General features: G+C 41.2%; 22 protein-coding genes and 1 other annotated feature. Of the genes, 5 read left to right on the top strand and 17 right to left on the bottom strand.

The window, feature by feature from the left end; genetic code table 11:
• Positions 1–547: 547 nt before the first annotated feature.
• The 11 genes from AWM73_RS02695 to AWM73_RS02645 form a co-directional block, all read right to left on the bottom strand.
• Positions 548–1,291 carry an amino acid ABC transporter ATP-binding protein gene (locus AWM73_RS02695; protein ID WP_060777973.1) on the bottom strand — a complete coding sequence of 248 codons (744 nt, stop codon included), beginning with the start codon at positions 1,289–1,291 and terminating at the stop codon, positions 548–550.
• Positions 1,281–2,927, bottom strand: coding sequence for an ABC transporter permease subunit (locus tag AWM73_RS02690; protein WP_111818066.1), 1,647 nt, complete (start codon positions 2,925–2,927; stop codon positions 1,281–1,283). Before AWM73_RS02690 ends, AWM73_RS02695 begins: the two co-directional genes overlap by 11 nt.
• Positions 2,928–3,128: 201 nt before the next feature.
• Positions 3,129–3,767 (bottom strand): V-type ATP synthase subunit D, encoded by a 639-nt coding sequence (locus AWM73_RS02685; protein ID WP_013669305.1) that lies wholly within the window; start codon positions 3,765–3,767, stop codon positions 3,129–3,131.
• 20 nt (positions 3,768–3,787) lie between these two features.
• Complete coding sequence (locus tag AWM73_RS02680) at positions 3,788–5,227, bottom strand: V-type ATP synthase subunit B (RefSeq protein ID WP_082702839.1); 1,440 nt, start codon at positions 5,225–5,227, stop codon at positions 3,788–3,790.
• The gene (locus AWM73_RS02675) at positions 5,227–7,008 is read right to left on the bottom strand and encodes a V-type ATP synthase subunit A (RefSeq protein WP_060777971.1); all 1,782 of its coding nucleotides are present in this window, start codon (positions 7,006–7,008) and stop codon (positions 5,227–5,229) included. The genes AWM73_RS02680 and AWM73_RS02675 overlap by 1 nt, the downstream gene beginning before the upstream one ends.
• Before the next feature lie 18 nt (positions 7,009–7,026).
• Positions 7,027–7,338, bottom strand: a complete 312-nt coding sequence (locus tag AWM73_RS02670; protein WP_060777970.1) for a V-type ATP synthase subunit F — start codon at positions 7,336–7,338, stop codon at positions 7,027–7,029.
• A complete protein-coding gene (locus tag AWM73_RS02665; protein WP_060777969.1) occupies positions 7,328–8,350 on the bottom strand; it encodes a V-type ATPase subunit in 1,023 nt (340 codons plus the stop codon). Before AWM73_RS02665 ends, AWM73_RS02670 begins: the two co-directional genes overlap by 11 nt.
• Positions 8,351–8,366: 16 nt before the next feature.
• A complete protein-coding gene (locus AWM73_RS02660; protein WP_060777968.1) occupies positions 8,367–8,948 on the bottom strand; it encodes a V-type ATP synthase subunit E in 582 nt (193 codons plus the stop codon).
• 21 nt (positions 8,949–8,969) lie between these two features.
• A complete protein-coding gene (locus AWM73_RS02655) occupies positions 8,970–9,449 on the bottom strand; it encodes a V-type ATP synthase subunit K (protein WP_013668531.1) in 480 nt (159 codons plus the stop codon).
• 15 nt (positions 9,450–9,464) lie between these two features.
• Positions 9,465–11,438, bottom strand: coding sequence for a V-type ATP synthase subunit I (locus tag AWM73_RS02650; protein WP_060777967.1), 1,974 nt, complete (start codon positions 11,436–11,438; stop codon positions 9,465–9,467).
• The gene (locus AWM73_RS02645; RefSeq protein WP_060777966.1) at positions 11,425–11,751 is read right to left on the bottom strand and encodes a DUF3450 domain-containing protein; all 327 of its coding nucleotides are present in this window, start codon (positions 11,749–11,751) and stop codon (positions 11,425–11,427) included. Before AWM73_RS02645 ends, AWM73_RS02650 begins: the two co-directional genes overlap by 14 nt.
• Before the next feature lie 301 nt (positions 11,752–12,052).
• Here AWM73_RS02645 and AWM73_RS02640 point away from each other — a divergent pair, with 301 nt between their 5' ends.
• Positions 12,053–12,490 (top strand): GNAT family N-acetyltransferase, encoded by a 438-nt coding sequence (locus AWM73_RS02640; protein WP_060777965.1) that lies wholly within the window; start codon positions 12,053–12,055, stop codon positions 12,488–12,490.
• 5 nt (positions 12,491–12,495) lie between these two features.
• On the opposite strand, the gene metA is transcribed toward AWM73_RS02640, so the two are convergent.
• From metA to AWM73_RS02620, 4 genes are all read right to left on the bottom strand, one after another.
• Positions 12,496–13,422 carry a homoserine O-acetyltransferase MetA gene (metA, locus tag AWM73_RS02635; protein ID WP_060777964.1) on the bottom strand — a complete coding sequence of 309 codons (927 nt, stop codon included), beginning with the start codon at positions 13,420–13,422 and terminating at the stop codon, positions 12,496–12,498.
• A gap of 54 nt (positions 13,423–13,476) precedes the next feature.
• Positions 13,477–13,704: a binding site (T-box leader), on the bottom strand.
• A gap of 54 nt (positions 13,705–13,758) precedes the next feature.
• Positions 13,759–15,168 (bottom strand): magnesium transporter, encoded by a 1,410-nt coding sequence (gene mgtE / locus AWM73_RS02630; RefSeq protein WP_060777963.1) that lies wholly within the window; start codon positions 15,166–15,168, stop codon positions 13,759–13,761.
• Positions 15,169–16,032 (bottom strand): RluA family pseudouridine synthase, encoded by an 864-nt coding sequence (locus AWM73_RS02625; RefSeq protein ID WP_370664340.1) that lies wholly within the window; start codon positions 16,030–16,032, stop codon positions 15,169–15,171.
• A gap of 49 nt (positions 16,033–16,081) precedes the next feature.
• Entirely contained in the window at positions 16,082–16,900 is an 819-nt protein-coding gene (locus tag AWM73_RS02620) for an NAD kinase (RefSeq protein ID WP_013669620.1), read from the bottom strand.
• Between the two features lie 228 nt (positions 16,901–17,128).
• On the opposite strand from AWM73_RS02620, the gene AWM73_RS02615 reads away from it, so the two are divergent.
• Positions 17,129–17,725: a CYTH domain-containing protein gene (locus AWM73_RS02615; protein WP_060777961.1), complete on the top strand. Its 597-nt coding sequence runs from the start codon at positions 17,129–17,131 to the stop codon at positions 17,723–17,725.
• 39 nt (positions 17,726–17,764) lie between these two features.
• Positions 17,765–18,502 carry a DsbA family protein gene (locus AWM73_RS02610; protein WP_060777960.1) on the top strand — a complete coding sequence of 246 codons (738 nt, stop codon included), beginning with the start codon at positions 17,765–17,767 and terminating at the stop codon, positions 18,500–18,502.
• A 58-nt stretch (positions 18,503–18,560) separates the two neighbouring features.
• On the opposite strand, the gene AWM73_RS02605 is transcribed toward AWM73_RS02610, so the two are convergent.
• Both AWM73_RS02605 and trpS read right to left on the bottom strand, forming a co-directional pair.
• On the bottom strand, positions 18,561–19,607 hold the full coding sequence (locus tag AWM73_RS02605; protein WP_060777959.1) for a competence protein CoiA: 1,047 nt from the start codon (positions 19,605–19,607) through the stop codon (positions 18,561–18,563).
• 73 nt (positions 19,608–19,680) lie between these two features.
• Positions 19,681–20,670, bottom strand: a complete 990-nt coding sequence (gene trpS, locus AWM73_RS02600; RefSeq protein WP_060777958.1) for a tryptophan--tRNA ligase — start codon at positions 20,668–20,670, stop codon at positions 19,681–19,683.
• A 370-nt stretch (positions 20,671–21,040) separates the two neighbouring features.
• On the opposite strand from trpS, the gene spxA reads away from it, so the two are divergent.
• Together spxA and AWM73_RS02590 are read left to right on the top strand one after the other, a co-directional pair.
• Positions 21,041–21,436, top strand: coding sequence for a transcriptional regulator SpxA (gene spxA / locus AWM73_RS02595; protein WP_013669487.1), 396 nt, complete (start codon positions 21,041–21,043; stop codon positions 21,434–21,436).
• Between the two features lie 161 nt (positions 21,437–21,597).
• Complete coding sequence (locus AWM73_RS02590; RefSeq protein WP_060777957.1) at positions 21,598–22,245, top strand: adaptor protein MecA; 648 nt, start codon at positions 21,598–21,600, stop codon at positions 22,243–22,245.
• The last annotated feature ends 1 nt before the right edge of the window (position 22,246 follow it).

The raw sequence follows: 22,246 nt of genomic DNA, 5'->3' as shown, positions 1-22,246 counted from the left end.
GTTTTCTTTAAAAAAAGAGTGCGACAGTCACATTAGAGGGCGAAATCGCTGGAGGAAAATACCATAAGCACAGCTATAAGGATGTGAGGAAGGATCAGGGAGGGAGATTCCTTGGAGGAAAAGTTGATAAGATCAACTATAAGGATGTGAGGATGCCAACAAAGCCTTGAATCGCTGGAGGAAAATACCATAAGCACAGCTAGTCTGTGCGTTGGAATTTTCTGAAGCGACTTCAAGGCTGGCATTCGAACTCAACTTGCTTGATCGTTCAACTTTTCTGAAAGGACATCCCCTGCCCCTTCCGAGCTCAGCTAGTCTGTGCGTTGGCAATTTTTAGTTGGGTTCGACTTGGAAGACTTGGAGTGATTTCACAAGTCAGAAACAAGCGAATCTTTCGCTTTTATTCTGGCTTGCTCCAATCATCCAAGCCTAGACGCCAAGTCTCACACCCTATATGAAGCGTACGTTCGTCCTGTGACTGGAGCACATTTTCTTTCTAAGTTCGTGTTAAAAAGAGCTGGAAACAAGTCCCAGCTCCTAGTAGATCTTATTTTTCTGCTAAATAGCGTGACAAGAAGGCCTTGGTCCGTTCATGTTGAGGGTGGTTAATCACTTGGTCAGGTTCCCCGTCTTCAACAATGACCCCTTGGTCCATAAAGCAAATCCGCGAAGAAACATCACGAGCAAAGGCCATTTCATGAGTCACCACAATCATAGTTAAGCCTTCTTTGGCGAGTTCAGTCATGGTTCCTAGAACCTCACCGACCATCTCCGGGTCCAGAGCCGAGGTCGGTTCATCAAAGAGTAAGATTTCCGGATCCATGGATAGGGCCCGGGCAATAGCGACCCGTTGTTGTTGCCCACCGGAAAGTTGATCAGGACGGGCATCACGGTAAGGGGCCATACCGACTTTTTCTAGGTTTTTCAAAGCGGTTTTCTCAGCTTCTTTTTTATTTCTTTTCAGAATTTTTTCTTGGCCGATAACACAGTTTTCCAGCACATTCATATTCTTAAATAAGTTGAACTGTTGGAAAACCATACCCACCTTGGCCCGATATTTATTCTTATCAAAGTTTTTAGCTAGGATAGACTGTCCATGGTAGATAATATCACCAGAAGTGGGTTGTTCCAGCAAATTCATACAGCGTAATAAGGTTGACTTCCCTGATCCTGATGAACCAATAATAGAGATAACATCGCCAGGGCTAACCGCAAAGTCAATATCCTTTAAAACCAAATTATCGCCAAACTTCTTCTCTAAGTGAGAAATTGTTAAAATCTCATTTTTCATGAATATTCACCTCACTAGTCGATGATTGATAAACCGTATAAGTATCGCTTCCCGACATCTTCCTTTCCACCAAGCGTAGTAAACGGGTAGTGGTAAAGGTTAGTACAAAGTAAATAATCGCTGTGATGAAGAAGGTTTGGAAGGTGAGATAGGTAGTCCCTGCTGCCGATTTGGACACAAAGAATAGTTCAGTAACAGCAATGACGTTTAAGACTGAGGTGTCCTTGATATTAATCACAAACTCATTACCCAAAGCAGGTAATATACTACGGATAGCTTGGGGTAAAACCACATAGGTCATGGTTTGGAAGTGGTTCATCCCAATTGCTTTAGCAGCTTCTGACTGGCCGTCATCGACACCAATAATCCCACCCCGGATAACTTCAGCGAGATAGGCACCGGTATTCACTGAAACAATGAGTAAGGCAGCGAACATGGAACTCATATCAATCCCTAGGAATAATTTCGACCCATAGAAAATCATCATGGCTTGGACCATCATTGGGGTCCCCCGGAAGACTTCAATATAAGCCGTAATCAAGAATTCAACAACTTTGTATAAAATAGATACAATACCGCTACTTTCAGCAATTGGCATCGACCGATAAATCGCAATCAATAAACCAATTAAAAAACCAACAAGGGTAGATATTAAGGCAATATACATGGTCGTTGCAGCACCTTTAAGTAATTGGCCCTTGTATGTGGACCAGATGCTGGCCACTTCACCCCAAAAGCCAATATCTTCGCCGCGATTATTTAAGTCAACCATTTCTTGCATCAGATTTTCCCGATCTTTATCTGGAATGGTCGCTAAGGCTTGGTTAATCGGTTCCATTAAAGGCGAATCTTTGCGGAGCCCAACGGATGACCAGTTAGCAATATCCCCCGTATCAAAGCCTTTCCCTTCTTCAAAGGAAACAATCTTTAAATCTGGATTAGCAGCGACAGCTGAGAGGGCACCAGGCCGGTCTGAAATATAGGCATCAATCTTATTACTTAGCAAGGAAGAGATCATAGTCGGGAAAGAATCCATTGGGGTTTGTTTGTCAATCCCTTGCATTTGATCGAGTAAATCAACGTGGAAGGTATTTAATTGTGCAGTTACCTTGGCCCCATTAAAGTCATTAATGGATTGGGCATTGGCATAAGGACCGTCCTTAAGGGTCACTACAACCATGTCTGAGCCATAATATTCATCGGTAAAATCGATTTGTTTTTCCCGTTCAGGTGTCGGTGACATCCCCGCTACAATGGCATCAATTTTTGCTGATTGTAAGGCAGGTGGCAAACCATCCCATTCCATCTTTACGATTTCTAGCTTTAACCCTAGAGCATCAGCAATTTGCTTGGCTATTTGCACATCGTAACCATTAGCATATTCCCCGCTAGCATTAGAAATTTCGATGGCGCCATTAGCGTCTGTCGTTTGACTCCAATTATAGGGAGCATAATTTGCTTCCATCCCTACTCTTAATACACCAGGTGTCTCTAATCCCTGGTTAAGAGCTTCTTGATCAACCTCAATCCTTGGCTGATTTTCAGCAGCATCTACCCTTAGCGGACTAGCTAAACCAACCAAAAGGGATAAGGTTAACAAGAGAAAAGAAAGCGCTGCTCCAAATCTCTTTGACATATATCTTCGCTCCAATCTTCTATTTGAGTGGTTCTAAAATAAGAAATAAAAGTAATATTCACAAAGCTCTCTACTCCCTTATTGATAGAACATTTCTCTATTATAGACCAAAGGAAGTCCATAGTTCAAGAATAGCAAAAAATATCCAAATAAAAAGCCCTGCTAGGTCTAACTAGACCAAAAGCAGGGACTTCATCACTATTACCCGTTCATGTCTTTAATTTTGATCATCCGGGTCTTAGTCGACCGCTCATTCTCTTCTAATTTACTTTGAATATAAGCGATCGTTTCCTTGGTATCAGGAATAACCCGATATTCCAAGGCATTCACCCGTCGTCTGGTTGATTCAATATCGTCAGCCATTAACTGACAGGTCTTTTCAATTTCACTGAGTTCTAATAACTTAGGCATGACTTGATTTAAGGTTGCAATCGCGTCATCTAACTCACTAGCAGTATTTAAGAAACTATAAGTGTTACGGTCCTTACCTTCTTGATATTCATCTGAATAGTGGAAATTCATCTTAGGAACATCGACACTCATAATATTTTCATGACGAATTTCAAGTTCCACACTCTGACTAGGTATGGCCACTAATTCATCAATGTAAGCCTCGTTAACCAGGGCAGATGCAAGCACAAAGTTTTCCAGAGCTAAGGATAGGTCCGCTTCAACCTCTTGACGAAGCTCATTATTTTTTCGAATGAGGTCAATAAACTGACGCATTAGCTCATCTTGCTTATCTTTTAACAATTTATGGCCGCGAGTTGCTATGGAAAGATTGCCTTGGAGTTTTTGCAATTCCATCCGAGTAGGCTTAACATTTAAAGCATTTGCCATAAAATATCACCCCTTCTTCACTAGGCCTCTTCATGACTTTCTTGATCAGCTTGATTATTGTCGGATTCTTGGTCTTCCGTTCTCTGATCAGATTTCGGATAGTATTTTTCAATATACTTATCATTAATCCGAGTTAATTCTGATTTTGGTAGGATGGTTAATAATTGCCAAGCCAGGTCTAAGGTTTCATAGATGGTTCGGTTGGTATCGAAACCTTGGTTGACATACTCTTTTTCAAAACGCTCAGCAAATTTTAAGTAAAGTTTATCCGTATCAGAAAGAGCTGATTCACCTAAGACAACCGCTAATTCACGTGCTTCTTTCCCCTTGGCATAAGCTGCAAAGAGTTGGTTCATGGTATCAGCATGGTCTTCACGAGTTTTCCCTTCACCAGTCCCATCATCTTTTAGACGTGACAAAGAGGGTAAAACATCAATCGGAGGGGTAATCCCTTGGTGGTTCAATTCCTTATCCAAAATAATTTGTCCTTCGGTAATATAACCGGTTAAGTCAGGAATTGGGTGGGTAATATCATCTTCAGGCATGGTTAAAATTGGAATCTGAGTCACTGAACCTTTAGCGTCCTTAATCCGACCGGCACGTTCATAAATTCCGGCCAAGTCGGTATAGAGATAACCAGGATAGCCACGACGTCCCGGCACTTCCCGTCTAGCAGCAGACACTTCCCGCAAGGCTTCACAATAGTTAGTCATGTCGGTCATGATCACTAAGACGTGCATGTCCTTTTCATAAGCTAGATATTCAGCTGCCGTTAAGGCCACCTTAGGGGTAGCTAAACGTTCAATGGAAGGATCATCGGCTAAGTTGATAAACATTACTGATCGGTCAATGGCCCCAGTTTCTTTAAAACTGTCAATAAAGAATTGGGCATCCTCGAAGGTAACCCCCATAGCAGCAAAAACAACCGCAAAGTTTTCATCATCGTTTAAAACAGTCGCTTGGCGGGCAATTTGAGCAGCCAATTCCTTATGGGGTAGACCTGATCCAGAAAAGATAGGTAATTTTTGCCCCCGGACTAAGGAGTTCATATGGTCGATGGTTGAAATCCCAGTTTGGATAAATTCATCCGGGTATTCCCGGGCCATGGGGTTGATCACCTGACCATTAACATCACGGGATTGTTCTGGAATCGGTGTTGGGCCACCATCAACCACATTCCCTAAGCCATCAAAAGTTCGACCAATAATGTCCTCTGACACACCGAATTCCAAAGGATGGCCTTGGAAACGAACCCGGGAGTCACGGATATTAATCCCTGAGCCACCACCATATATTTGGACAATGGCCTTGTCTTCTTGAACTTCAAGCACTTCACCAATACGAGACTCACCGTTTTGCATTTTAATTTCAACAAGTTCGTTATAGCCAACACCTGATACGTCATCGACAACCATTAACGGGCCCGAAATATCAACAATGGATTTATATTCTCTTTGCACTATTTCACGCCTCCTTTTTGAACAACTTCCTGCATAGTCGGTTTGATTGAATTGTTCAAGTCATCCAACTTGGAAATTTCAGCTTCTGGAACATATTTCATCCGGGCGATTTGCTCACGAATGGTTGAAGTTCCTTCCACAATCTCATCATAATAAGCCCCTAATTCCATGGCTTTACGCGCTTCACTATTGAAAGCTAGAATATTTCTTAACATCTTAAACTGCTTTTCTGAAGAAGTCTTTGTGTCGACTTCATCATAAGAGTTTTGTTGTAAATAATCTTCTCTCAACATACGAGCGATAACCAGAGTCAGACGGTCTTCTTGAGACAGGGCATCCACACCAACTAAGCGGACAATTTCTTGGAGACTATCCTCTTCTTGTAGAATCGCCATAGACTTAGTGACCATACCCGTCCAATCCACATCGAGTTCTTTTGAAATTCCCTCAGTCACTTCTTTTTGATAGAGAGAATAAGAATCCAGCCAGTTAACCGCTGGGAAGTGTCTTTGTTGGGAGAGGTTGGCATCCAAGCCCCAATAAACCTTAATCACCCGCATGGTATTTTGGGTAACTGGTTCTGAGGTATCTCCCCCTGGAGGTGAAACCGCACCCACTGCGGTAACTGCCCCACGGCGTTCATCAGAGCCCAGAGTCTCAACCATTCCGGCACGTTCATAGTATTCGGCCAAACGACTGCCCAAATAAGCTGGATAACCTTCGTCCCCTGGCATTTCTTCCAAACGACCTGACATTTCCCGCAAGGCTTCAGCCCAACGAGAAGTCGAGTCAGCCATGATAGCGACAGAATATCCCATATCACGGAAATATTCAGCGATGGTTATCCCTGTATAGATCGAGGCTTCCCGGGCTGCCACTGGCATGTTAGAGGTATTCGCAATCAAGACCGTCCGTTCCATGATCGATTCACCCGTTTTGGGGTCAATCAATTTAGGAAATTCGTCAATAACTTCGGTCATCTCGTTACCACGTTCACCACAACCAACGTAGACCACAATGTCAGCGTCAGCATACTTGGCAATTTGGTGTTGCAAGACGGTTTTCCCAGCACCGAAAGGCCCAGGTATGGCTGCTGCACCGCCCTTAGTGATTGGGAAGAAGGTATCAATGACCCGTTGTCCTGTCGTCATGATTTCATGGGGTAAGAATTTTTGTTTAAAAGGTCTTCCGACACGAACAGGCCAACGTTGAGCCATACCAAAGGATTTTACTTGGTCACTGTCTGTTAAGCGAATCGAATAGACATCATCATCGAGAGTATAGTCACCTGATTCAATGCTTTCAATGGTCCCACTCACCCCGTTAGGAACGAGGATGCGATGTTCAATCACTGATCCTTCTTGAACGGTACCTACAACATCACCACTAACTACCTCATCACCCACTGATTTAGTGGCTTGGAAAGTCCACACCGCTTGGTGGTCTAGGGAGTCGACTTCTGATCCTCTAACCAGGTAATTCGACTCAGTGACTTGCATAAATTCATCTAAGGGACGTTGGATCCCATCAAACATTTTGGTTAATAATCCAGGCCCCAACTCTACAGAGAGTGGAGATCCCGTTGGGTGAACGGGTTCGCCTGGTTTAATTCCTGAGGTTTCTTCATAAACCTGAATATAAGCCACGTCTTGATGCATTTCAATAATTTCACCGATTAGGTTTAAATTCCCTACCCGGCAAACTTCTTGAACAGCTGCATCGTCCATATCTTTGGCTTTTACTAAAGGACCAGAAACTTCAATAATTTTTCCTGATTTCAACTAGTTTCCTCCTTCATCCTATAAAATATTTTGTCCAACAGCTTTTTCGACATTATCATTCACACGTTTCTTACCAATTCCCAAGCTGCCATTATTTGTTGGAATAAGAATAATTGCTGGAGTGACTTGGGAATCGTAAAAAGAAATGGTTTCTGGGATTTCTTTGGCAAGGGTTTCTGTCAAATAAATAATCCCATAATTGTTTTCAGCTAAATGATGGATGGTGCGGCGAGCTTCGTCGCCACTCACCACAGGATAAGCGTCAAAACCAATGAGTTGAAAAGCAGTGACAACTTGTTTTTCACCAACTACTCCTATTTTACTCGTCATATATCGGCCGCATCCTTTCTTTTAGCTTATTTTCATCAATTTGGTTACTCTTACCAACGAGTATCAAGCGCAAATTGGTCACTTCGTTATTTAAAAAGTAGAGATAAGCCAAGACTGGTAGGGGACCAAAGGCTTGTAAACGCGCCTCACGCAAGTGGTCACTAATGACGCCTTCAATAGCCGCATCTAAGCCATCTAGTGAAATCCTCTGCTGATTGGATAGTTCACTTTCCGTTTCAGATAGGACTTGGCTAAAATGTTCCCCATAATCCTTCACTTCATAGGCTTTAAAAATACTGGAATAATCCTTATTCTCAGCCCATTCTAAGAGTGAAGAAAGCGAAATAGAGCCGTGTTCATTGAGTAATGAACGAATGAAGGAACTCGACCGCTTCTGTTGCATGGCACGTAGTAAAAGAGATAAATTCTCTAAATCAATCCGTAAAGCCACCCATTCAGTCACTTGGTCATCATCAATGGCTAAAGCCAGATAGTGAATGTGGGATAAATAGGCATCATCGAGCATCACCGAAATGTCATTAATTTGTTCGGTGTCCTCAACATAATTTCTCACCGTATCAATGGCTTCAATCATGCGCTGGTCAATAACCGATGATTTTCCAGTTTTTATCGCCTGCCTCAAACTATCGATTTGATAGGGGCCAGCTGGCAAATACATATGATGAAAGTCTTGGTCACTAAATAACTCTTTAAAAATAACCTTGGCGTTATGATAGCTATAACGCAGACCTAAAAGATCGACAACCTTTTGGTCAGGAATGTTTTGATAAACTTCTTGCATCGCCTGCATGAGCCGGTCGATTAAGAAACCATCAAAATCACGACTTGATAGAATGTCATCAGGAATCCGATAAGCACTATGCTGTAATTGAGCGATAGCGTCTTCCAAGTTTTTGGCGCTTAGTAAGGCTTGATAGTCGCTCTTATCCAGGAATTCTTCTTCATGGATACGTACAGTGACATTTAAACTCGCATAACTTGTTTTAGTCACAGCTATCTTCTCCCTTCTAATCATTCAATTGTTTAGCAACGTAGACAGATAGATGATCTTCTTGTTCACGAATCAATTGGTCAAAAGTCAGATCATAGTTCATGGTTTCTTGCTCGATCACTACCCCACCGTGGCCTTTAAGCGAGTCTTGACTAAAGCCAATGTGGGGATATTTTTCTTGCAGGCTTACCTTAGCTTCTTGGTCTAGTTGCTTTTGACTCAATTCTCCAACCACAATCTGGGTATTTTCCGCTTGTGGAATTGCTGAAAGCGCCTGGTCCAGCATACTGACAAAGTCCGCTTGACTGAGTTGGCTTAAGGCCAGCTGAGCTTCTTTAAAAGCCTGCTGAATTAATTCTTGCTTCTTCGCTAAGAGGTCTTGATTTAATTGATTACTATAACTTTGCTTTTGTCTTTCTAGATTATCATGATAGTCACGTTCAGCTTTTTCTTTTTGTTTTTGCCATTTGGCCTGGCTTTGCTCCTTGGCATCACTTATGTCTTTTTCGAATGTTGCTTTGGCATGATCCAGCTTGGCTTCATTTTCTGAACGGACTTCTTTGTACACTTCTTCAGTTAGTTGCTTAATTGTAGCCATATCCGTCCTCCTTTATCATGCTTAGCTAATTGAAAAGACCATCATTACTGAAATAACCAAGGCTAAAATAGCATAGGTTTCAACCATGATCGCTAGGATGATCCCGTTAACATTGTTTTCAGGGCGTTTTGCTAGAATTTGTAAGGAAGAAGTTGCTACTTGACCTTGATATTTAGCAGATACTAAACCTACAAAGGCTACTGGTAGGCTAGCTAAGAAATATTGGAAGCCTTGACTTAAACTCATTCCTGCACTGGCTTGAATGAAGATCAAAATCCCCACCACGAAGCCATATAAACCTTGGGTACCTGGCAATAGTTGTAAGATTAAGGCTTGCACAAATTTTTCGGGTTGGTCTTTAATTAAGGCTGCAGCGGCTTCCCCTGTTTCACCAACACCACGGGCAGAACCCATACCTGCTAAAATAACCGCTAAGGCTGCGCCTAAATAGGTAAATAAAATTCCGCCGTTTTCAGTTAAAAATCCTAACCAATTTTCCATTAATGTATACCTCCATTATTTATTTTCTACATTTTCATTAACATCCGATAAATGAATATACTTTTGTAAGGTGTCAATCGGCTTAAAGCGACGTCCCCCACCTTCAACAAACTTACCAAAGAATTCCACGAAAGTAAGTCTGAGTCCGTGCACATAAGCACTTAAGAGTGAAAGGAACATGTTAAAGCCGTGCAGGGCAACAATCAATACGATCCCCACTGTAAAACGAAGTGGGACGGGTAACAAGCCCACAATCATATTGAAGGCCATGGCGATACTGCCCCCAGATAGCCCTAAGGCCATTAGTCTTGAATAGGAAACAAAGTCACCTAAATAGGAACTTACGCCATATAAGTTATATAACCCACTGGCAAAACCGACAATTTTCTTATCAGCATAAACCATGGGAACAATAATCATACCGATAGCCGCTATAATCGCAATCACACCCGCTATCGTCATCAGCATGGGGTAATTGAAAACATAACCAGCAATGACTAAGGCTAAACTCAAGAACATCAGTAGCCAGCCACCGCTTTCACTATACATTTCCTGGAAGTCGCCACGGCGCCATTCCGTCACTGCCTTAATAATTAAAGCAACCATCATGTGAACAAAACCAAAAGCAATCGAAATAATCAATAATTGCATGGCTTGATTCAAGGGGTCAATTAATTTAAAAGGTAATGAAGCCCCGAAGAATGATCCATAAGCTAGCCCTACCAACATCGTCGTATAACTTAGTAAATGCCCCATTTTCATGGTGCTACGCATGGAGTCTTTCATATCCACAAACCTTAAAGCCAGGAAGGTGACAATCCACATGACCAAACCATAACCTAAGTCTCCCATCATCATACCGAAAAACAGCATATAAAATGGGGTGAGATAGGGCGTCGGGTCCGTCTCACGATAATTAGGTGTGGCATACATTAAAGTGATGGCTTCAAAGGGTTCCACTAAGGCATTATTCTCTAACTTAATCGGAACTTGGTCATCATCAATTTCTTTTTGACTAATTTCCTCTTTAATGAGCGCATATTGATTGTCATCCAAATCAAGAGCAAGTTGCTGCTCCAATTTTTCCAGGTCTTGGACACTCACCCAACCTTTAATATAGGTGAGATAGTTGGTATCATGAGCTAAATCTTCAACCAAAGCCCGCTGACTGCGATTATAGAAGGTCTCCGAAGCAAGCTGTAAATTGAAAATCTGCGCTTCCAAGCTCCTAAAGTTTTCCACTAATTCTTGTTCAGTGCCATTAAGCCATAAGCGGTGGTCTTCTAAGGCATCATACACCTTGTCGGGGGCTTCATGGTAAGGGTAGTCCCATTCTTCAAAGTGACTATTATTTAGAAGTTCACTATAGGAATTGTCGTTCCTTTCATCTTGAAGCAGGACCACACCAATATGTTCTTGAGTAGAAAAAACTTCCTCAATCGCTAATCCATCAGCTGCTTTAATCTTATTAAAATAGGACCGGTCTTCATCATTAGGCAAGTAGCCTAAGAAAGCTTTAAAGTGTTTACTTGCCAATAAGTCGCTAGGATTTATTGACAAAGCTCGCCAGTTACTAATGGTATTTTGAGCTTGTTCAACTTTTTGCCTTTGATCAATGAGCTCTTGACGGTCCTTAGATAATTGTTCAATCTCTTGAATAAGGGATTGGGCTTGATCAACGTCAACCGCTTTAATTAACTCACTCATGGTATATGTGGGACGCTTGGTCGTCAATCGACTTAAGAGCGGCTGAATGGTTAGGTAGCGTGACAAGGTCGTTAAAGCTTGCTCTGAACGCCGATACCAACTTTGATAATAGTCATATTGGCGGTTATTTTTCTTGGCAAGTTCTTGACTTGAAAGCTCCTGGTCTTCACTACTTAAGTCGCTAATTTCCACATTTTGTACACCTTGCAGGGATTGAATTAATTTTTCTTTATCTGTAGGCTTGGTGATCAATGAAATTTTTTGCATTTTAGCAATTGACATATACCTTTTTCACCTCCTCTACAATATAGTCAACAATACTTGCCTCTTGGGCTTGATAATGCTCAACCAGCTTAGCGATTCTTTTCTGATTCTTCTCATCACCTTCACGCTTATAGCTTTCCAGCGCTTCTTGATTAGAGCTTTTTAAAGATTCGACATATTGGCGATATTCCGCTTTGGCTTCTTGCTCAAATTGCTCAATTTGGCTGTCTTTTTCGTCTTCTAGCTCTTGAATTTTTGCTTGGGTTGCTTCACTTAATTGATTGGCTTGCTCATCAACAGCTAAGACTTGCGCCAATGTCTGATTTTCCATACTTTCACCCCCTCACATACCTAGCCTATCTAGCAAAATCTTCGAAAAAAGGGAAGTTCGACGTGACCAAACTTCCCACAACTATTTTTTATATATTTTTGACCAAGACAGACTTTGGCGTATATAACTAATGTACTACAATAAAAAGATACCACATTTGTTAACAAAGGGTCAATCGATACCCTTTATGTATATATTATAAGCTCCTTTTTATGGAACAGCAATAAAAAGATAAGGATTCTTTTCAGACTGAACGATTTTACCTATAATAAAATCATTACAAATAAAGGAGCCCTTCCCCGTGATCACTATTCATATGAGTCAAGCGCTCAATTCTAAGCTATACCATGACGCTCTTACCATTAGAAAGCAAGTCTTTATTGAGGAGCAAGGTGTCGACCCCCAAATTGAAATTGATGACTTTGAATCGCTTTGCTTCCACTTCTGCCTCTATCGAAATGGCCAAGCGCTTGCGACATGTCGACTCTATCCTTTGAACCGAGAAGAAATAAAAATGCAACGAGTTGCTGTCTCTAAAAACGCCCGCCATTTAGGCTACGGGCAAGCTTTAATGGAAGCCTGCCTAAAATTTGCTAAAGACCGTCATTACTCAAGCTGCATCCTTGATGCCCAAGAAACAGCCGTCCCCTTCTATTTAAAACTCGGCTTTCAAATTGAAAGCGAACTCTTTTTAGAAGCAGGGATTAAGCACCGCAAGATGGCTTATGCCTTAAGATAAAAAAACTATTTTTCTTTATCAATGCGTTCAATAACAAAGGGTGTTTCTTGGTAAACATAATAGTTTAACCAATTGGTAAATAACATATTTGAGGTTGACCGCCATCTCAATAAAGGTTTTTTATTGGGATTATCCTCGGGGTAATAATTTAATGGCACCTTGATATTTATCCCTTCATTGATATCTCGCTTATATTCCCGGTCTAGCGTATCAGCGTCATATTCCACATGACCAAAGATAAAGACAAAACGTTGGTCCTTACTATGGACAGCGGTGATTCCCGTTTCTGGTGAGGAAATAAGCACTTCCAGGTCGGGATTGGCCTCGATATCCTCGCGACGGACTTCAGTATAGCGGGAATGAGGGATATAGAAGACATCATCTAAGCCTCGGAGTAAGGAAATTTCCGGATGGTCCATGTATTGGGGGTAAACTCCAAAAAGCTTATGGTCCAGGGAATGTTTCTTAATGCCAAAGTGATGGTATAGACCAGCCTGGGCTCCCCAACAAATATGGAGGGTGGAGAAGACATGGTTAGAGCTCCATTCCATAATTTCAACCAATTCTTCCCAATAATTGACTTCTTCAAAGTCCAATTGCTCTACTGGCGCACCGGTGATAATCATGCCATCAAAGTAACGATCTTTAATATCGGCAAAGGTCCGATAAAAAGTATCCAGGTGTTTAGCTGAGGTGTTTTTTGCCTTATGAGACTGCATGTGAATGAAGGTGACATTAACCTGTAGGGCAGAATTGCTTAATAGCCGCAACAATTGCTCTTCAGTTGCCTCTTTGGTCGGCATTAAATTGACGATAATGACTTCCAGTGAACGAAAGTCTTGCATGGCCGCGCGACGTTCATCCATGACAAAGATATTCTCACTAGCCAATTTCTTTAAAGCAGGTAAATTTTCTTGTACTTTTATGGGCATGATCCCCATTCCTCCATTCCATAAAAAAAGTCCCTACAGCATGAATATTCATACTATAAGGACGCTTCACCGTGTTACCACCCTACTTCGTAATCGTTTGATTACCTCTCCATCTACACTATCATGTAGTGGTAAGTTATCGATTACCAAGCGCTAAGTGTTCACTATTGCTCACAATTAGTTGCTCATAGACCATCTTCAGTCAACGCCTCATACTCTCTTTCACCAAACAGAGCTCGCTCAAATGATTAACTGACTTACTTATCTATTCAAAGCTTACTTTTTTATATTATTGATCTCATTTTATCGGTTGTAACTATCTTTGTCAAGATAGGACTAGGATAAGTAAAGCAGAAACTGAGAAGCAATTGAAAAATAGATTAAAACACTGGTCAAGTCACTTAAGGTGGTAATAAAAGGACCAGAAGCCACTGCCGGGTCAAAGCCAAGTCGGTCCATAAGGAGGGGAATGATACTTCCCGCTAAATTAGCCACTGTAATCGCGCATAGCATAGCTACCCCAACGACCAAACCCAAGACCATATTCTTTTGCCAGAGGGTAATAATTAGGAAAATCGTTCCCCCAGTAATTAGTCCACAAATTAAACCCGTAAACAATTCGCGAAAGATCAATTGAAGAAAGGTAGACTCTTCATTATCTGGATTAGCAATTTTTCTCACAGCAACCGCTAAGGACTGGGTGCCTGCATTACCTGAGGTCCCGGTAATTAAGGTAATAAATAAAGATAAAGTGGCCACTTCAGAAATCATATCCTCAAAATGACCAATCAAGGTAGAAGTCCCCATCCCCAAAAACAAGAGAGTAATTAACCAGGGTAACCGTGACTGAGCTGATTTGACGGGTGTTTGATAAGGTTCGTCAACCGACACCCCAGCCAATCCAGAGTAGTCAGCCACGGCTTCTTCATCCATAACATCCAAGATATCATCAACCGTAATGATCCCTAGTAACTCCCCGGTCGCTTCAATAACGGGAATAGCTAGGAAGTCATAGTCTTGAATGGTTCTAGCCACATCTTGTTGGTTATCATCAACCGACACCGTCACCACCCGCGGCGACATGGCTTCAGAAACTAGCCGGTTAGCATCAGAGGTGATTAAATCTCTCAGGGTGAGAACCCCGACTAAACGGGAATCATCATCCACAACATAGAGATAATAAATGGTTTCAGCATTCTCAGCTTTGGCCCTCACTAGAGTCATGGCCGATTTAATGGTTTGATTGGCCTTAATCTGGACGAATTCGGTTGTCATAATCGCCCCAGCAGTTTCATCTTCATAATCCATCAAGGTCTTAATCTTTTCCGCTTGTTCGATGGGAATTAGGCGCATATAATGGACAATTTTATTAGGAGAAAACTTTTTCAGGATATCCGCTGCATTATCCCGGTACATTTCTCCCAGCATATTGGCTGCATATTGGTCATCCATGGCCTCTAAATAATCAATAATATCTTCTTGCTCATCCTCATCCAAAACGTCATAAACATCGGCTAATTCCCTAGCTGAGATATATTGGTAAAGCAGACGACGTTCTTCATCACTTAGTTTGATATAAATTTTGGCTTGGTCATAGGGATGGTTCTTAAAAAATTCATAACGCAAAGCCGACTGATCATGTTTAGCTAAGGCTTCTTTAACGCGGTCAACAATTTCTTCAGGAGTCAATTCCACTTCTTGTTCTGGCTTAGAGCTGCTAAGTCTTTTTTGTTCTTGATCCTTCATTTAGGCGTCCCCCTTTTGATAACTAGCTAACCAAGTTTTAAAGTCTTGGGATAAAGGTGCTTCAATCACTAAATCTTCCTGGGTTAAAGGCTGCTTGAAGGCCAGGCGCTGACAGTGTAAAGCCTGGCCAGCCAGCCCGGCTTCCTGACTACCACCGTAGAGATCATCCCCACAAAGAGGGGCGCCTAGATAAGCAAAGTGGACTCTAATTTGATGGGTACGTCCGGTATGGAGTTGAACCCGATAGCGGTAGAGTCCAGCCTGGCTATCCTCCAACCAGTACTCTGTCTTAGCGTGTTGACCATCCGCTCTGACACAGCGTTCGATAATTGAGCCCTCCTTGCGACCAATCGGCGCTTCAATCAGACCATGCTGGTCTGAGTCGATAGCAGAATGGGTAAAAGCTAAATACTGCTTATTGATACCGCCTGACTGCATTAATTGGTCAATTTGTGAATGGGCATACTTGTGCTTAGCAAAGATCATCGCTCCACTCGTAAAGCGGTCTAAACGGGTCACGACATGGATGACTTGGTTTTCATAATTTTTTCTAACAAAGTAACCTTTAACAAAATTAGCCATGGAGTATTCATCCTTAAATTGTGAAGGAATGGAGGTGTAGCCGGCCGGTTTATTAACAATTAAATAATCGCGGTCTTCATAAAGAATCTCCAAAGGAAAATCCACCGCCATAATTTGATCTTGACTCCCCTCAGGCGGGTAGATGATGGTCACTTGGTCTCCCAAAGAAAGGAAGTATTTACTCCCAACTCGCTTATTATTAACTAAAATAGTCCCCCCATGGTATTTGATTTTAGCCAGTTGACGGCGGGAAACGCCTTTTTGCCTAAGAAAAGTCTTCACATATACTTTCTGGTCACAAGTCCATGAGAAAAATAACATAAGTCGTCAATTATCCTTTCTTATCGCGGTCGCCTAGGCCAATAAAGGCATTTTCCACCCGGTCCCAGAAATGCATATGACGGTACCTGGCAAAGTGAACCCGTGATTTAGCAATTCGGAACTCTATATTTTTCACTCCTTTTAGGGAAAAAGATAAGTGATCCAGGGTCATAAAGACTCCTGCTAAAAATTCATCATCCAATTTTACCCGGATCCACTCATCTCCAGCAATCAGGATAGGACTAGAGATGGTGCGGTAGACCCGGTTATTTAAAGAAGCAATCTCTGTGACTTGCAGGGTATCCAAGCGGGGATGAACCACCGCGCCTCCTAGAGACTTGTTCAAACCTGTTGACCCAGTCGGTGTCGATACACATAAGCCGTCCCCTTTAAAGAGTTCAAACTTTTCTTCCTTTATAAAGACTTCCCCAGTCATCGTCCCTTCAAAACGGCGCAAGGTCGCTTCGTTAAGCGCAATCAGGTGATTTTTTTCGCCATCCACCTTTTCTAAAGCTACTTCTAAGAGCGGGTAAGAGACACTCTCACCCGAATCATTGAGGAGAAAATCAATAAACTGGTCCAATTCATCAACTGTCCAGTCGGTATAAAAACCTAAGTGCCCAGTATGAACGCCGACAAAACGGACATGGTCGAGCTGTTTTTCATAGTGGTGGAAGGCTTCCAATAAGGTGCCGTCCCCACCAATGGATACCACAATATCTGGATGGTCTTGGTCAATGCTGAAATCAGCCTGTTTACACGCAGAAAGCAGCCTCGCTTGGACATCCTTAGATGATTCATTGTCGTTACTTACTATTGCGATACGCATTGGTTGATTCTCCTTTTACATCCATATTATGATAAAATTTTAACTTGAAAAAATAATTCTTTTGGCCTATTTTATTAAGTAATTATATTAACTTAACTATAATCCTTACCCTACTATTAAAACATATTTTTCTTGCTTTAGGCAGCGATTACTGACTTTAAAGGCAAGTTTTTTGGCAAGGCCTTGAATGCTTGTTATAATACTTGGAGAAAAGAGGAGAGTGAATTTATGCACAAGGGCATTGAAACAGAATATAAAAATATTCTTAGTCCAGAAGAATATCAAAAGCTCTTATCTTTATTTGATCTTCATTTAAATGAAGCCAAGCACCAACATAATATGTACTTTGATACCGAGTCTCTTCGTTTGAAAGCAAACCACAGTGCCTTAAGGATTCGGCTAAGTGATACTTATGCCCATCTCACCTATAAGCAGTCACTGACTAGCGCCAAATCCTTGGAAGTCACTGATAAGGTCAGCCGTGAAAGTGCACAAGCGATGATGGAGACAGGGCAATTTCAGCCTGGAACACACTTAAGCGCCTTATTCCAAGAAATTGGTTTAGACGCTAGCGAATTACGACCCATTGGTCAATTTAAAACCACTCGCTTGGAAAAAAATTGGAAAAAGCAAAAGCTTGTATTAGACGCTTGCTCTTTTTACACTTACAATGATTATGAATTAGAATTAGAAGTTGAGCCTGGAGAAGACGATCCAAAGCGTTATTTTAATGAATTTTTATCTAGCTATCATATTACTCGTCGACCTTCCAAGCCAAAAATTGCCCGGATGCAATTAGATAAACCATTATATCCATTCGAATAATTTATACAGTTTGATCATCATTAATTGGGGGAGAATACAATGAAATCGGACTATAATTGTCATAGCATGGCAAATAAACATCATAATAATCATATCTTTGAAATCTTTTTATTTGTTAATCCAATTGACCCGTTTTGTCTAGAGTTGGAAGAAGAGTTATTGCGTTTTGTTGCCAACAGTGATAAAAAAATCTACTTCCGCCTCGTCTCCTGTGTGGACCACCACTTCTTTTGGAACTATTTCAAGAATTTAGCCAAAAACAAGCAAAGCTTAGAAGAGAGAAATGAACTTTACCAATGCATGTATAAGGTGTCTTTGGGATACAAGGCCGCTCTCTGCCAAGGTAAGAAGCGAGGACGCACTTTCCTAATGACCATGCAAGAAGTCTTTGGCTGTCAAAAGAAATCCTACAGCTTAAAGCGTATGGAGAAATATGCTAAAAAGATTGGCCTTGACTTTGATATGTGGATGGAAGATCTCTATTCTAAGCAAACCCGTGAAGATGTTCTAGAGGATTTACAATTGGCCCATCAAATGGAAATTGTGAACTACCCTTCTTTAGTTATCTTTGATAACTTAAACTACCAATACGGTCTTAGAATCGAAGATGCCTTCACAGCCCAAGATCTGGAAGAATTGACCACTCAAATGTTGCCCCAAGCAGAAAAAAAAATTAGCGAGCCTGCTCATTTAGAGAGAGAAAACAAGAGCCAGTCAAAGAAAAAATCACAATACCGCTCCTTAGATAAGGACAGTCTCAAATTAATCCGCCATTGAAGTCAATTTGGCAACCTTTTTCCATATAAAAAGCGATCCGCAAAAACGGATCGCTTTTTTATAGCAATTTTACCATGGCTTGACTGACCTGCCATAACCAGTTCTCATAAGCAAAGCTCAATTGGGGCCTAAAGGGACGCGGATTAAGGTAATTCAGTAAAAAAGTATAGATCTCTGAATCAAGTAAATTTTCTTCTTTAAGTAGGAAAACATAGGCAGCTAATAACCAGAGTTTTTCTTTGATATAGATAGACTCTCCCCTAAAGAAAAAACAAGTATCCGGTAAGTCGTCTAAGGACAATTTTCGAAAATAGAGCTGCTCTAGGAGCTTTTTCTCGGCCTTAAGCGGTCGTTGACGAATTTTGTGCCTTAAAGACCGGGTCTCCCTTACTTTTAACAACTGACTAATCCCGGGTCCGCTAGTCCCCTCTTGATTAAGTAAGCCAACTTGCCTGGGGTAAGAAAATAAATAGAGATAATCATCAATACTTAAGTGATAACGGCATAAGAGATGACCATAATCGTTAAAACTTTGAATTTCAACTAAGCGTGTCTCCTCCACCCAATAAGGCAAATAAGTGCCAAAGCAGGGCAAATACTGAAAAAACGGGGCTAAGCGATTTAAATTGTTAGACGTCAAGCGTAAGTCTCTTTGTTTAGGATTGAGTAGCCACAAAACCTGCACTTTTGCTCGGTGATAATCCTGCTCGCGACTGATGACAGCTTCTTTGGTCAGTAGGCTAGCCTGAAGTTCAATACTTACCACCACATCTCCTGCTTGAAAGAGGATATCTGAACGATGGTCAGGCGTGTAACTAGCTACTTCTACATGGGCCTGATAGCCCTTAGCTACTAAGATTTGCCTGATCTGCTCTTTATTATTCAAGTGCCAGTGGGATTCCCGGCGCCAATATTTGAGACTTAATTGATTATTTTGGTGGGCAAAATGTGGCTTCTTCCTTGAATGACAACGATAAACTAATTCTTGCCCGCAATTTGGGCAGTAGAAGCTCTGCTGGTTAAGGGCTAATAGTTTTCTTTGAATGCGGTCATCGACCTCATAAGAACTAATCAACTGGCCATTAGCTAATTTTGCATAATACATGATTATTCCCCCTCATAGGAATATATCCGTAATCAGGGTTAAAATTAGCTGATTAATGCATGATCAATTCTTTTTATCTAAAGCCAATCGCTTTTTCAATGCGTGCCAGGGTTTGGTTAGCGACTTCATTGGCTTGTTTAGCACCAGCTGCTAAGACGTCATCCAGTTCACTGCTTGCTAAGAGACGTTGATAGTCTTTTTGCATCGGTTCTAAAACGGCAATTAGCGCTTGGCTGAGATCCGTTTTCAGTTGGCCATAACCCGAATTGGCATAGGTTTTTTCTAGTTGACTAATGCTTTGGTCAGAAAAGGCTGAGAAAATATCTAATAGGTTAGAAACGCCTGGTTTATCTTCTGGATCATAGGAAATCTCTCCGCTCGAGTCCGTTACCGCACTTTTAATTTTCTTTTCAATCGTTTTCGGATCATCTAGTAAGGAAATAAAAGCTTTTTTATTGTCATCTGATTTACTCATTTTCTTGCTTGGATCTTGTAAACTCATAATCCGCCCACCTGCCTTCGGTGTATAGATTTCTGGTTTAACCAATAGCTTTTCTTCCTTAGTACCGAAGCGGTTATTGAAACGGTCGACAAAATTACGGGTCAATTCCATATGTTGCTTTTGGTCTTCACCCACTGGTACCAAGTCAGCATCATAAAGCACAATGTCAGCCACCATCAAAGCGGGATAGCCTAAAAGGCCGGCAAAAATATTGTCTTGCTTTTGCGCCTTGTCCTTAAACTGAGTCATCCGTTCCAATTCCCCTAGTGGAGTCAGACATTGGACAATCCAAGCCGCTTGAGCGTGGGCTGGGACCTGACTTTGAATAAAGATAGCGGATTTGTTAGGATCAACCCCTAAGGCTAGGTATAAGGCCGCCAAAGATCTGGTATTCTTTCTTAAAGTCTCTGGATCTTGGGCAACAGTGATGGCATGTTCATTGACCACACAATAATAAGTGTCAAATTGATCCTGTAAATCGACAAATTGCTTTAAGGCACCCACATAATTACCAATGGTTGGCGTGCCGCTTGGTTGTACCCCAGAAAAAATTCGTTTCATGAAAAGAAAACCTCCTCTAATTTTCCCTATTATATCACGAACCTGATCGGATAGACGGTATAAGTAATAAATTCACGAAGTCTTTTTTTAATCGAGCTGGTGATTTTTTCGCTTATAAATAGTAAAAATAGCTTTCTCAAACAGAGTTTTATTCTGTGCTATGTTTTATAAGTTAAAAAATCAAAAATTGATCAAACAAAGGTCAAATAGCGACTATATTGAAATACCTAATTCCATATTGCTTATTTTATCACAAGCTTCACTAAGTTTTGCTCATTTATTTTTAAAAAAGAACTAGTATACGGTTCACTTTTATGATATACTGTATATGTATACGGAACACAAGTCAAACCTTAAAGGAGAAATTGACATGGTTAAATTATATACTTCCCCTAGTTGTACTTCTTGCCGAAAAGCTCGGGCTTGGCTAGAAGAACACAACATTGCCTATGTGGAACGTAATATATTCCAAGAACCTCTAAGCCGCGATGAGATTAAAGAAATCTTAAGAATGACAGAAGATGGTACTGAAGAGATTATTTCTACGCGTTCAAAAGCCTTTCAAGAATTACATATTGATTTAAATGAAATCAGTTTAAATGAATTATTCGATCTTATCCAAGAAAACCCAGGACTATTGCGTCGCCCAATCATCATGGACGAAAAACGTCTGCAAGTAGGCTATAATGAAGATGAAATTCGTCGCTTCTTGCCAAGAGAAGTAAGAACGATCGAACTTCACGAAGCTTTAAGAAAAATGGGATAAGATCCCTTACTTTTTAAATCGATGGCATGTTCATCCTCTAGCTTTTTGAATGGAGGGTGAAGATGCCTTTTTTCATTTTAGCTGATTTATGGTAAAATAATCGTTGAAACAAAATATGCTTAAAGAAAAGATAATCACTAAATATTCGGAGGTGATTTGTGATGGAAATGGAGTATCTTAATGATAATACCATGCGCGTATTCATTGCCAAAGATGATCTCGAATCGCGCGGAATTACCCTCTTAGACCTCATGAAAGATCAAAGCCAAGTTGAAAACTTCTTTATGAGTATCTTAGAAGAAGCAGATGTTTCAAAGCGCTTTCAAGATTCAGAAGCTTTAACTTTTCAAGTCCTTCCTAAAAATGGCGGTATCGACCTCTATATTAGTAAAGCCACAGCAGATGGCCAATATATGGACAAGGATGGCTTGGAAAATCTACTTGAAAATATTACACAAAATATGAGTCCCGAGGAGGAAAACTCCTCTACAAACCCTAGTGAAGCAGACACAAAGGGAGGTCGGCCTGAACTTGCTTTAGCCTTTAAGTCCTGGGACCAAGTTCTGACTTTTCTGAAATCCTACCAAGTGGATGAGGCCAGCCTAGAAGTCTATGTCTACCAAGAGCTTTTTCAAGTGATTATAAGATTTGAAAAAGAAGACCTAACCCAGGCTAGACAAGCAGATCTGACTAGCTATGCCTTAGAGTTTGGTCAGCTGAGTCCCTTTGCTCCTGCCCTACTCCGCGAGCATGGCCAATTATTAATTCATCCAGAATCAATTAACCAGGTCGCTCAATTATTCCAATAAA

Source organism: Aerococcus urinae (assembly GCF_001543175.1).
In the GTDB taxonomy this organism is placed as follows: Bacteria; Bacillota; Bacilli; order Lactobacillales; family Aerococcaceae; genus Aerococcus; species Aerococcus urinae.
The sequence above is the reverse complement of the archived record's forward strand: the minus strand, read 5'-3'. Positions and strand labels throughout refer to the sequence as shown.

Bases quoted from the DNA above. Each gene is read 5' to 3' on its own strand.
- AWM73_RS02650 (WP_060777967.1), bottom strand. From the start codon at position 11,438: ATGTCAATTGCTAAAATGCAAAAAATTTCATTGATCACCAAGCCTACA.
- trpS (WP_060777958.1), bottom strand. From the start codon at position 20,670: ATGAAACGAATTTTTTCTGGGGTACAACCAAGCGGCACGCCAACCATT.
- AWM73_RS02605 (WP_060777959.1), bottom strand. From the start codon at position 19,607: ATGTATTATGCAAAATTAGCTAATGGCCAGTTGATTAGTTCTTATGAG.
- AWM73_RS02645 (WP_060777966.1), bottom strand. From the start codon at position 11,751: ATGGAAAATCAGACATTGGCGCAAGTCTTAGCTGTTGATGAGCAAGCC.
- spxA (WP_013669487.1), top strand. From the start codon at position 21,041: ATGGTTAAATTATATACTTCCCCTAGTTGTACTTCTTGCCGAAAAGCT.
- AWM73_RS02660 (WP_060777968.1), bottom strand. From the start codon at position 8,948: ATGGCTACAATTAAGCAACTAACTGAAGAAGTGTACAAAGAAGTCCGT.
- AWM73_RS02690 (WP_111818066.1), bottom strand. From the start codon at position 2,927: ATGTCAAAGAGATTTGGAGCAGCGCTTTCTTTTCTCTTGTTAACCTTA.
- AWM73_RS02615 (WP_060777961.1), top strand. From the start codon at position 17,129: ATGCACAAGGGCATTGAAACAGAATATAAAAATATTCTTAGTCCAGAA.
- AWM73_RS02670 (WP_060777970.1), bottom strand. From the start codon at position 7,338: ATGACGAGTAAAATAGGAGTAGTTGGTGAAAAACAAGTTGTCACTGCT.
- mgtE (WP_060777963.1), bottom strand. From the start codon at position 15,168: ATGAAGGATCAAGAACAAAAAAGACTTAGCAGCTCTAAGCCAGAACAA.
- AWM73_RS02655 (WP_013668531.1), bottom strand. From the start codon at position 9,449: ATGGAAAATTGGTTAGGATTTTTAACTGAAAACGGCGGAATTTTATTT.
- AWM73_RS02620 (WP_013669620.1), bottom strand. From the start codon at position 16,900: ATGCGTATCGCAATAGTAAGTAACGACAATGAATCATCTAAGGATGTC.
- AWM73_RS02685 (WP_013669305.1), bottom strand. From the start codon at position 3,767: ATGGCAAATGCTTTAAATGTTAAGCCTACTCGGATGGAATTGCAAAAA.
- metA (WP_060777964.1), bottom strand. From the start codon at position 13,422: ATGCCCATAAAAGTACAAGAAAATTTACCTGCTTTAAAGAAATTGGCT.
- AWM73_RS02610 (WP_060777960.1), top strand. From the start codon at position 17,765: ATGAAATCGGACTATAATTGTCATAGCATGGCAAATAAACATCATAAT.
- AWM73_RS02695 (WP_060777973.1), bottom strand. From the start codon at position 1,291: ATGAAAAATGAGATTTTAACAATTTCTCACTTAGAGAAGAAGTTTGGC.
- AWM73_RS02590 (WP_060777957.1), top strand. From the start codon at position 21,598: ATGGAAATGGAGTATCTTAATGATAATACCATGCGCGTATTCATTGCC.